Source organism: Halomonas sp. BC1, assembly GCF_002078135.1.
GTDB lineage: Bacteria > Pseudomonadota > Gammaproteobacteria > Pseudomonadales > Halomonadaceae > Vreelandella > Vreelandella stevensii.
This window is the reverse complement of the sequence record NZ_LFGS01000019.1, coordinates 307,664-317,772: the sequence shown is the minus strand read 5'-3', so window position 1 is coordinate 317,772 and position 10,109 is coordinate 307,664. Positions and strand designations below refer to the sequence as shown.

The window sequence follows — 10,109 nt, the reverse complement described above, 5'->3', positions numbered from 1 at the left end:
GACAACCCTCTGAGGCGGCGATGCCGCCTCACCCATAGAACACGACTATCACTGCCTAGCCTACTGCTTGTTACGCACCTTTATAAATACAGTCGCCACTGCCGCAACCCCGCCAAGTCCTAGTGTTGACGCGGCAACTTCATGCCCGCTCAGCCCGAGCATCACTGTAATACCCAGAAAGATAAGGCCAAGGCTGTAGGCCATCCACTGCCCGCGTTTGATCTCGCTGATACTGGCATCCTGCGAGCGTATATTGGACTCAGCAATACGAGAGTTGACGGCGTTTTCTTTCTCTTCTTGCTCGTGGCGATGCGCTTGCTCCTTCTCGGCCATGGCTAAAATACGATCTGCCGCGCCGGGGCTGATGCGCTCGTATTTTTCCATTTCCGCAGAGGGTGGCAAGGGACCTGAGTAGGTCAATTGTTGAGCAATAATGCTCTGATTGTTAGAGGAGGCTGGTGATTGCTGCGATGAATCACGAGTGTGAGAGTCTGGGGAGTCGGTCATATTGCTCCATCGCCTTTTGCATATCTTTTCCAACCTTCAGAAAATCGCTGCTCAATGCCTCTGCATCGCTCTCGTGCACGACAAACTCGACAGGTTGGATTGCCTGCCGCTTTTGCGGAAAGATCGTAGTGACACTGGCAATGTGTGCGATACGTTTGAGGTTCATTGCGGCATCCCTCGGTTAGTTTCTTTTACCATAGCGCAAAGTGACTCTCGTTAGGTAGTCGATAGCGCGCATGGTGCCGGTTTTCCCCACTAACCCGCCAGATTTTTCACCAGCACCTTGGATTTACGGGCGTGGTTGTAGGCCTCGCGTTTGAGGGGGGGCAGGTCTTCCAGGCTGGCGGCGCGGAAGCCGCGCTCCACGAACCAGTGAGCGGTATGGGTGGTGAGCACGAACATATCGGAAAGCCCCCGCTGGCGGGCGCGTCGTTCCAGTGCTTCGACCAGTCGCTCGCCGCGCTCGCCGCCACGGTAGTTGCCATGCACGGCCACGCAGGCCAGCTCGCCCACGGTGGTCTCGGGGAAGACGTGCAGCGCCGCGCAGCCGATCACCATGCCGTCGCGCTCGATGACCATATAGTCGTCGATCTCATGCTCCAGACGCTCCCGGGAGCGGGCCACCAGCATGCCGCGCCGCTCCAGAGGTTCCAGTAGTTCCAGCAGGCCCGCCACGTCATTGAGCGTGGCCGGGCGAAGCTGCTCGTAGCGGTGCTGGGTGATCATGGTGCCCACGCCGTCGCGGGTGAACAGCTCCCCCAGCAGCGCATCATGGTTGCGCCAGGAGAGCAGATGCGTGCGGGCCACGCCTTCCCGGGCAGCGGTGCAGGCGGCGTTGAGATGGCGCGCCAGCTCGCTGCCGGGCGCGGCCTGCTGCAAGCGCGGTTCGGCTTCGAAAGGTGAAAGCTGGCGCAGCAGCGCGCCCTGCTCGTCTTCCAGGCCTTCGGATTCGCCCAGCAGAATCAGCTTGTCTGCCTTGAGCGCCACGGCGGCGTGCTGGGCCACTTCCGAGGCGTCCAGGTCGAACACTTCTCCGGTGCTGGAGAACCCCAGCGGCGGCAGCAACACCAGCGAGCCTTTCTCCAACAGCCCTTCGATGGCGCTGGCGCGCACCCGGCGCACCTCACCGCTGTGATCGAAGTCCACGCCTTCGCGCACGCCCAGCGGTTTGGCGGTGACCAGATTGCCGGAAATCACGCTCAGCTCCACGCCGTGCAGCGGCGTGCTGGGCAGCCCCAACGAGAGCCGCGCTTCCAGCCAGAGCCGCTGGTGCGCCGCTACCTGCTCCACATGGGCCATCACGGCGCGGTCGGCGACCCAGCGGCCATCCACCCGAGTGGGCTCCACACCTGCGGCCGTCAACGCTTCATGCACCTGGGGGCGAATGCCGAACACTACCACCAGGCGCACGCCCAGGGTGTGCAGCAAGGCCAGGTCCTGAATCAGCTGCTCTCCTCGGCCCGACGCCATGGCTTCGCCTTCAATCAGGATGACAAAGGTTCGCCCCCGGTGGGCATTGATGTACGGGGAGGCATTACGAAACCAGTCGACAAAGGGGAAACGTGTGTCCAAGGGCCGCTCTCCGGCAGCAGGTGAATGAAAGTAACCACGCTTACTTTAACAGAGCATAAAAAACAGCGGCACCTTCTATTACAGCGATCTCCTGTCGAGACCAGCTGCCGAAGGTGCCGCCGTATACCCGCCAAGCGTTAGCCTGGGGAGAGGAGTATCAGCCGAACATGCCCTTGAACATGAAGAAGAACACGATGGCCAACCCCGCCCCGGCGGGCAGGGTAATCAGCCAGGACATGACGATGGTGCCGATTACCCGCAGGTTCAGCGCCGCCATGCCACGGGCCAGGCCCACGCCGAGGATTGCCCCGACCAGCGTGTGGGTGGTCGAGATGGGCAACCCGGTGCCCGAAGCCAGCACCACGGTGGTGGCTGCCGCCAGCGTGGCGGCAAAGCCACGGCTGGGGGTCAGTTCGGTAATGCCGGTGCCCACGGTGGCAATCACTTTATGGCCGTAGGTCACCAGGCCAAACACGATGCCGCCCCCACCCAGCACCAGCACCCACCAGGGCACCAGCGCGGCACTGTCGATCACGCCGTCGCTGCGCACCACGCTGATCACCGCCGCCAGCGGGCCAACGGCGTTGGCCACGTCGTTGGAGCCGTGGGCAAACGCCATGGCACAGGCAGTGAAGATCATCAGCACGCCGAATACCCGTTCCACGTTGGCATAGCCGAAGTGATCGCTGGCGCTCTGCACGTACTTGATACGCCGCTGCATGACCACCCCGACGCCCATGATCACGATGCCGATCAGCATCGACAGCAGGAAGCTCTGGCCAAAGCTCAGGTCGAGGCCCACGTGGGTCAACCCCTTGGTGAGGGTGACCATGGAGACGATGAAGCCTACCAGGAACACATAGCCCGGCACGTAGCGCTTGGCAGCGGCAAACGGGTCCTTGTTCTCGAAAATGAGATACTGCACCGACTTGAACAGCACGAAGCCGATGGTGCCCGCCAGCAGCGGCGAAATGACCCAGCTGGAAGCAATGGTGCCCACGCGGCTCCAGGCCACGGCTTCCACGCCCAGGCCCACGGCACCAAAGCCCACGATGGCACCCACGATCGAGTGGGTGGTCGATACCGGCCAGCCACGGGCAGAGGCAATCATCAGCCAGATAGCCGCCGCCAGCAGGGCCGAAAGCATACCGTATACCAGCAGCTGCGGGTTGGCTTCCAGCAGTACCGGGTCCAGCATGCCGCCACGGATGGTGGCGGTGACTTCGCCGCCGGCCAGCCAGGCCCCCAGAAACTCGAAGATGACCGCAATGATGATGGCTTGCTTGATGGTGATCGCTTTCGACCCCACCGAGGTGCCCATGGCGTTCGCCACGTCGTTGGCACCCACCCCCCAGGCCATGAAGAAGCCAAACAGGCAGGCCAGAATGATAAAGATGTCGCCGTGCTGGACAATAATCTGCATGGGAGCCCCTTAGCGTGCGGTCAGGATCTGCAGGCGGCTGCCCACGCGTTCGGCGCGGTCGGAGACTTCGCCGACCCAGTCGATGATCTTGTAGAGGAAGATCACATCCACGGGGGGAAGCTGGCTTTCCAGCTCGAAAAGACGGCGGCGAATCGCCACCTGCTGATCATCGGCCTGGTGCTCCAGCACGTGCAGCTCGCGGATCATGTTCTGCATCACGTCCGAGACGTTGCGCCCAAAGCCGGACTCCAGCAGGTCCTTCAACTCTTCCAGCGCCTGGCGCGCCTGGGCCACGCAGGCCACACTGGTGGCCATGTACTCGCGCATCAAATCGGCCAGCTCGTCGGGCACGCGCATTTTACGGCCCAGCATGATGCCGGTAATGTCACGCACCTTGTTGGCGATCTTGTCCTGTACGCTGATCAAATCGAGCAGGTCCGAACGCGAGACCGGCAGAAACATGCTGTTGGGCAGGTTGAGCCGCAGCTCGGTCTTGAGGGTGTCGGCTTCGTGCTCCAGAGTGGTCACCTGCTCGCGCAGCTCGGCGGCGGCGTCCCAGTCACCGGCAAGGGTCGCTTCGAAGAACGGCAGGAGGAGGTCGGCGCATTCATTGGCCTTGACGATGTGGGCCAGCAGCGGCTGGAATGGCGAGCGGCCAAACATCGCGGAAAAAGGGTTGGAGGTTACCATAGAGCCTTTAGCCTGTTTTCGGGGAGCCTGGAAATGGCGGGCGACAGTATAAAGAGTGCGCTCGGCTTCGTCATAAAAAGTTCATTTAACCGTCATCAATACGCAACATAGACCACTTGGCAGGAAGCGTCATGACCCAACACCCTCATCCGGCAGCCCCTCAGGAAGTCGAACTGAAGCTGGCCCTGGGGCCCGGCGCGCTCGACGCGCTGCTGGCCCATCCGCTCTTGGCAGAGCAACCCCAGCAGCAGGCCGTGGCCAACACCTATTTCGATACTCCCCAGGGCCATCTGGCCGCTGGCCGGGTCGCCGTTCGGCTGCGCCGACTGGACCAGCGCGTGCTGCAAACGGTCAAGACCGCAGGCCAGGGCGGCGGCGGGCTATCGCGTCGTGAAGAGTGGGAGTGGCCGCTGGACGAGCACGCTCTCGACCAGGCCGGGCTGGCCAAGCTGCAGCCGTTTCAAGGGCCGTTGGCCGAACAGATAGCGGCGCTGCAACCCACGCTGAGCACCGATTTCCACCGCCGTACCTGGCAGCTGGCATGGCAAGGCAGCGCCATCGAGCTGGTGGTGGACGAAGGGGAGATCGTGGCGGGCAGCGCCCACGCCCCTATTGGCGAGGTCGAACTGGAGCTGAAAGAGGGCAGCGCCGATGCGCTATGGGGGTTGGCCCTGGCACTGGCAGAGCAGGTAGCACTGCGCCCTTCCGACAGCAGCAAGGCCGCCCGAGGCAATGCCCTGGGCCAGCAGCAGTGGACGCTGCCCGAGGCCAGCACCCCCAGCGCATGGCTGCACCGTGCCACCGTGGCGCTGGACGCCTTCCATGACAGTGGCCACCCCGAGCACCTGGCGGCGGCCCAACAGGCGCTGAGTGGACTGGCCCAGCACCCAACGCTGGATGACGCCGCACGGCGCGAGGCCCTCATACTGACGGCCGAGCTGGATGCCACCGGCCAGCCCACGGCGGCGTACGGCGTTGCAGCGTTGACGCTGGCCCGTCGCCTTGGTCAGCAAACCGCGCTACGCTGAAACGCATCCCCCTTGGCCGCTTATTTCAGGACGAAACCATGAGCTTTGACCTCAGCCCCGGTGCCGAAGGATTGCGCACGCGGTTATTCCACGTGATTTTCGAGTCGGATACCCCGGGGGCCAAAGCGTTCGATATCGCCTTGATCATCGCCATCCTGCTGAGCGTGGCGGTGATTCTGCTGGGCAGCGTAGAGCAGTACGCCCAGCGCTACGACACGCTGTTTTTCTACATGGAGTGGATGTTCACGCTGCTGTTCAGCCTTGAGCTGCTGGTGCGCCTCTACTGCCTGGAGCGGCCCACCGTCTACCTCAAGAGCTTTTACGGCGTGGTCGATGTGATAGCGATCATCCCCACCTGGCTGGTGCTGCTGTTGCCCGGCGCCCATGCGCTGGTGATCGTGCGGATTCTGCGCGTGCTGCGCATTTTCCGCATCCTGCGCCTGATGGAGTTCGTCGGCGAAGCACGGCTGCTGCTGGATGCCCTGAAGCGCAGCCTGCGCCAGATTTTGCTGTTCTTTTTCAGCATTCTGATGCTGGTGACGCTGTTTGCCGCACTGATGTACACCATCGAGTCCGACGAGGCAGGTTTCACCAGCATCCCGATCTCCATTTACTGGGCCATCGTCAGCATGACCACGGTGGGCTACGGCGACATCGTGCCCGCCACCCCGCTGGGCAAGGCCATCACCGTCATCCTGATGCTGATTGGTTACTCGATCATTGCCGTGCCCACCGGGGTATTCTCGGCCCAGGTGATCCGCTCCATCCGCGAAGACCGCTACTCGGAAGAAGCCTGCCCCGGCTGCGGCCACGACCGCCACGAAAAGCGCGCCCGCTACTGCCTACGCTGTGGCACCTGGCTGGACGAAGAGAGCGAAGACCCGCGCAAGCCCAAGGAAGAACCGCCCGAGGAAGCCCCCCAACAATAACGCCAGCGCCGGGAGGTGCTGGCGTCATGGCAGCTGGAAAAAGGGCTTGTGAAAGAGAACGAGTGAAACGCTACTGGAAAGGCGTGGTGTCGCCGCGCCCTTCACGCACGATGGTCGGCGGCAGTTCGCGCAGGTCGATGACGCTGGTCGGGTCCAGGTGGCAAGCGCCGCCGTCGATGATCAGATCCAGATGCGCCCCAAAGCGCTCACGGATCTCTTCCGGGTCGCTCATGGGCAGCGTTTCCCCCACCGGAATCAGCGTCACGCTCATCAGCGGCTCACCCAGCGCTTCCAGCAAGGCGTGGGTAATCCGGTGGTCCGGCACGCGTACGCCTATCGAGCGGCGCTTGGGGTGCAGCAGCAGGCGCGGCACTTCCGTGGTGGCATCCAGAATGTAGGTGTAAGGCCCCGGCGTGTGGGCTTTCAGCAGCCGGAACACGGCGTTGTCCACCTTGGCGTAGGTACCGATCTCGGAAAGGTCCGAACACATCAGGGTGAAGTTGTGCTTGTCGTCCAGCGAGCGCAGCCATTTGATCTTCTCGATGGCCTTCTTTTCGCCCAGGTGGCAGCCCAGCGCATAGCCGGAATCCGTGGGGTACGCCACCACGCCCCCTTTGCGAATGATCTCGGTGGCCTGATCGATCAGCCGTTTTTGCGGGTTCTCGGGGTGAATCTGGAAATATTGGCTCATCGCTTGCTCCTGCCGTTCGGCGGTCCGTTCGTTGCACATTGGTTAGCGCGATACCGACAGCTTAGCCGATACGGCGCGTGATCACCCAGCCGCCAGCATGCCCGGCGCGGCATCGCGCATGTGCGCCAGCCGAGGGTGTTCCCAGATGGGCGGCGCGGCGGTACGTGGCACCACGCTCATGCTGCCCGGGGCGGCGTGGCTGCCAGGAAAGTGAAAATCGCTGCCCAGCGAGGCGTACAGCGAGCGCTCCACCAGCTGACGCGCCAGGTCACGGGTGCTGTCCGGGTTTTGCTGGCCGCTGACCAGCTCGACCGCCTCGCCCCCTGCGGCGGTGAAAGCATCCAGCAACAGGCCGCGCTTGCGCCGGGTCAGCCCGTAGCGCAGCGGGTGGGCCAGCACCGCGACGCCGCCGGACGCCACCACCCAGCCCACGGCATCGGCAATCTCGGGCCAGTGGGCTTTCACATCGCCCTTCTTGCCGCTGCCCAGGTAGCGCTTGAAGGCTCCGGCCCAGTCGGCCACCACGCCTTCCGCCACCAAGGCACGGGCAAAATCCGGGCGCCCCAACGGGCGGTCGCTGCCTGCCTGGGCGCGGGCCTTGGCCAACGCATCGGGCAGGCCCATTTTCTCCAGCCGCTCGGCAATCACTTCAGCCCGCTGGATACGCGCCTGGCGCTGCTGCTCCAGGCCCTCCACCAGCGCTCCCTGCAAGCCGCCTGGCATCAACGCCACCACGTGAATACCGATGCCCTGCCAGCGCGTGGATAACTCGCAGCCGGGCACCAGACACAGGCCCGCCTGCTCGGCGGCCAGGCTGGCTTCTGCCGTGCCGTCCATGGTGTCGTGGTCGGTGAGGGCAATGTGCGTCATGCCTCGGGCGGCACATAGCGCCACCAGCTCGTCAGGCGGCAGCGCCCCATCCGAGGCGGTAGAGTGCATGTGCAAATCGACCGGGTAGCGCTGATCGGCATCGAACACACGGGGCAGTGCAGGGGGAAAAGCTTCAGGAAGTCGTGGCATTAGCATGACGCCGTGTGGCGAGTTTGTCAGAATAGGCGTGTGGTACAACAGCTCGCCATGGTGCGCGTTAACCAGCACGCGGTCAATGCCGGGAGCGATTGCAAGGCTTCCCCAACCGCACTGCCTTCAAGGAGTTATCCCCATGCTGTATGCAATTATCAGTGAAGATGTGGCCAATAGCCTGGAGCGCCGACTGGCCGCCCGCCCGGACCACCTGGCACGGCTGGAAGCGCTGCGTGACGAAGGCCGTCTGGTATTGGCTGGCCCCCACCCGGCCATCGACACCGACAACCCCGGCGAAGCGGGCTTTAGCGGCAGCCTGGTGGTGGCCGAATTCGACAGCCTGGAAGCGGCCAAGGCCTGGGCGGATGCCGACCCTTACATCATTGCCGGGGTCTATGCCAAGGTAATTGTTAAGCCGTTCAAGAAAGTTTTGCCTTGACCCACAAGGGCGACTGTGGAGGGTCCGCCTGCTTTTTCACAGAGCCTGTGGAAAACTCTGTGAAAACACGGCGGACGCTTTTCTATAAGCCAGAGATAGCGCCCTGCTGAACAAATTGATCATTTTTTGACCACCTTCGTTCACCCTTCGACCACCACGGATATTCGCGTGACCCAGCGCCCCACTGACCTGCCCCCGCTGGCGGCCATGACCGCCCCGACGCTCTCCTGGAACGACGATGCCCCGCACTCTGATGCCTTCGGTGACGTCTATTTTTCCCGGGAGGATGGTCGCTCGGAAACCGAACACGTCTTTCTGGCGGCCAACCACCTGCCCCAGCGGTTTGCCGAGTGGCAGGCACCCCGAGCATTCGTGATTGGAGAGACCGGCTTTGGCACCGGGCTGAACATGCTGTGTGCCTGGGCCTGCTTCGAACGCCACGCCCCACCAGGGGCACGGCTGCACCTGCTCTCTACCGAAAAATTCCCGTTGGGCCACACCGCCCTGGCGCGTGCCCTGAGCGCCTGGCCATCGTTGGCCAGTTATTCACAGGCGCTCTGCGCCCTGTGGCCCGATCCCGTCAGCGGCGTTCACCGTTTGCACCTGAGCGAACGCGTCACCCTGGACCTGCACTTTGGCGATACCACCGAACGGCTGGAAGCCTTGCAAGGCCAGGTGGATGCCTGGTTCCTGGATGGCTTTGCCCCTTCCAAAAACCCGGAGATGTGGCAGCCCGAGCTGTTTGCTGCCATGGCGGCCCGTTCGCGGCCCGGGGCCACCTTTGCCACCTTCACCTGCGCGGGGATCGTCAAGCGCGGTCTGAAAGCCGCAGGCTTCGCCTGGCAGAAGGTGCCTGGCTTCGGTCGTAAGCGGGAAATGCTGGCTGGCAGTATTGCCACACCGCCTGTGGACAACCGCCGCCAGCGGACGCCGTGGTTTACGCCACCGCCCACTCTTCGCTCGCAGCACATCGTGGTGATTGGCGCAGGCATGGCCGGGAGCAGCGTGGCGGCTGCCTTGGCACGGCGCGGCCGCCAGGTAACGGTGCTGGAGCGTGAGCAGCCCGGCGCGGGCGGCTCGGGTAATCGGCAGGGGGCGCTGTACGTGAAGCTTGCGGTGGAAACCAACCTGCAGAGCCGCTTCTACCTGGCGGGGCTGCTCTACAGCCAGCGCTGGCTGGGCCGACTCGCGGCCGCGCGGCCACAGCAGCCGCCGCTCTGGCAGCCCTGCGGCGTGGTGCAGCTGGCCTTGAGCGAGAAAGAGGCGAGCCGCCAGCAGCGCTTCATGGCCCACCACCCGCTGCCGGAAACGCTGGTCGCGGCCAGCGAGGCCCCCGACGCACTGGCCGGGGTGCCCACGGCAGCGGCACAGGGCCTTTTTTACCCACAGGCGGGATGGGTACAGCCCAAACGGCTGTGCGAGCAACTACTGCAACACCCCGGCATCACCCTGCACCACGGGGAAGCCACGGCGCTGCACCCCACGCCAGCGGGCTGGCAGATTACCCTGGCCAACGGCGACACCCTGGCCGCCGACCAGGTGGTGATTGCCACGGCGTCATTGGCCAACCATTTCGCCCAGACGGCGGAGCTGCCGCTGCAGCAGGTGCGTGGCCAGGTGAGCGAGCTGCCGCTGCCGGAGGGCACGGCGGCTCCGCAGCGCGTGGTGTGTGCGGGGGGCTATGTCTCGCCGCCGCTGGAGGGCGTGCTCACCTTCGGCGCCAGCTTCGTGCCCAACGATGCCACCACCCACACCGCCGACGCAGACCATCAGCGCAATATCGACGAGTTGCGCCAGGCCTTGCCTG

Annotated in this window: 11 protein-coding genes; 4 read left to right on the top strand and 7 right to left on the bottom strand. The window is 63.9% G+C overall.

What is annotated here, in order from left to right:
* Window positions 1-60: 60 nt before the first annotated feature.
* From B7L72_RS15505 to B7L72_RS15485, 5 genes are all read right to left on the bottom strand, one after another.
* On the bottom strand, window positions 61-507 hold the full coding sequence (locus tag B7L72_RS15505; protein WP_081195373.1) for a DUF2335 domain-containing protein: 447 nt from the start codon (window positions 505-507) through the stop codon (window positions 61-63).
* Complete coding sequence (locus tag B7L72_RS15500) at window positions 476-673, bottom strand: hypothetical protein (protein ID WP_081195371.1); 198 nt, start codon at window positions 671-673, stop codon at window positions 476-478. The genes B7L72_RS15505 and B7L72_RS15500 overlap by 32 nt, the downstream gene beginning before the upstream one ends.
* Window positions 674-762: 89 nt before the next feature.
* Window positions 763-2,079 carry an amino-acid N-acetyltransferase gene (gene argA / locus B7L72_RS15495; RefSeq protein ID WP_016914808.1) on the bottom strand — a complete coding sequence of 439 codons (1,317 nt, stop codon included), beginning with the start codon at window positions 2,077-2,079 and terminating at the stop codon, window positions 763-765.
* A gap of 157 nt (window positions 2,080-2,236) precedes the next feature.
* Entirely contained in the window at window positions 2,237-3,502 is a 1,266-nt protein-coding gene (locus tag B7L72_RS15490) for an inorganic phosphate transporter (protein ID WP_081195369.1), read from the bottom strand.
* Between the two features lie 9 nt (window positions 3,503-3,511).
* Window positions 3,512-4,192 carry a TIGR00153 family protein gene (locus tag B7L72_RS15485; protein ID WP_016914810.1) on the bottom strand — a complete coding sequence of 227 codons (681 nt, stop codon included), beginning with the start codon at window positions 4,190-4,192 and terminating at the stop codon, window positions 3,512-3,514.
* Between the two features lie 131 nt (window positions 4,193-4,323).
* Here B7L72_RS15485 and B7L72_RS15480 point away from each other — a divergent pair, with 131 nt between their 5' ends.
* The gene (locus B7L72_RS15480) at window positions 4,324-5,220 is read left to right on the top strand and encodes a CYTH domain-containing protein (protein WP_081195367.1); all 897 of its coding nucleotides are present in this window, start codon (window positions 4,324-4,326) and stop codon (window positions 5,218-5,220) included.
* 38 nt (window positions 5,221-5,258) lie between these two features.
* Window positions 5,259-6,149, top strand: coding sequence for an ion transporter (locus B7L72_RS15475; protein WP_016914812.1), 891 nt, complete (start codon window positions 5,259-5,261; stop codon window positions 6,147-6,149).
* A gap of 70 nt (window positions 6,150-6,219) precedes the next feature.
* Here B7L72_RS15475 and B7L72_RS15470 read toward each other — a convergent pair whose 3' ends face one another.
* Both B7L72_RS15470 and B7L72_RS15465 read right to left on the bottom strand, forming a co-directional pair.
* Entirely contained in the window at window positions 6,220-6,840 is a 621-nt protein-coding gene (locus tag B7L72_RS15470; protein ID WP_016914813.1) for an L-threonylcarbamoyladenylate synthase, read from the bottom strand.
* An 81-nt stretch (window positions 6,841-6,921) separates the two neighbouring features.
* Window positions 6,922-7,860, bottom strand: coding sequence for a PHP domain-containing protein (locus B7L72_RS15465; RefSeq protein ID WP_016914814.1), 939 nt, complete (start codon window positions 7,858-7,860; stop codon window positions 6,922-6,924).
* Window positions 7,861-8,002: 142 nt separating this feature from the next.
* Between B7L72_RS15465 and B7L72_RS15460 the strand changes: the two genes are divergently transcribed.
* Window positions 8,003-8,302 carry a YciI family protein gene (locus tag B7L72_RS15460; RefSeq protein WP_016914815.1) on the top strand — a complete coding sequence of 100 codons (300 nt, stop codon included), beginning with the start codon at window positions 8,003-8,005 and terminating at the stop codon, window positions 8,300-8,302.
* A gap of 207 nt (window positions 8,303-8,509) precedes the next feature.
* Window positions 8,510-10,109, top strand: a 1,600-nt coding sequence (gene mnmC / locus B7L72_RS15455; protein ID WP_254893847.1) for a bifunctional tRNA (5-methylaminomethyl-2-thiouridine)(34)-methyltransferase MnmD/FAD-dependent 5-carboxymethylaminomethyl-2-thiouridine(34) oxidoreductase MnmC, incomplete at its 3' end; no start/stop codon positions are given.

Coding starts and splice junctions, on each gene's coding strand:
- B7L72_RS15480 (WP_081195367.1), top strand. CDS start 4,324: ATGACCCAACACCCTCATCCGGCAGCCCCTCAGGAAGTCGAACTGAAG.
- B7L72_RS15505 (WP_081195373.1), bottom strand. CDS start 507: ATGACCGACTCCCCAGACTCTCACACTCGTGATTCATCGCAGCAATCA.
- B7L72_RS15475 (WP_016914812.1), top strand. CDS start 5,259: ATGAGCTTTGACCTCAGCCCCGGTGCCGAAGGATTGCGCACGCGGTTA.
- B7L72_RS15490 (WP_081195369.1), bottom strand. CDS start 3,502: ATGCAGATTATTGTCCAGCACGGCGACATCTTTATCATTCTGGCCTGC.
- B7L72_RS15485 (WP_016914810.1), bottom strand. CDS start 4,192: ATGGTAACCTCCAACCCTTTTTCCGCGATGTTTGGCCGCTCGCCATTC.
- B7L72_RS15500 (WP_081195371.1), bottom strand. CDS start 673: ATGAACCTCAAACGTATCGCACACATTGCCAGTGTCACTACGATCTTT.
- B7L72_RS15470 (WP_016914813.1), bottom strand. CDS start 6,840: ATGAGCCAATATTTCCAGATTCACCCCGAGAACCCGCAAAAACGGCTG.
- B7L72_RS15460 (WP_016914815.1), top strand. CDS start 8,003: ATGCTGTATGCAATTATCAGTGAAGATGTGGCCAATAGCCTGGAGCGC.
- B7L72_RS15465 (WP_016914814.1), bottom strand. CDS start 7,860: ATGCCACGACTTCCTGAAGCTTTTCCCCCTGCACTGCCCCGTGTGTTC.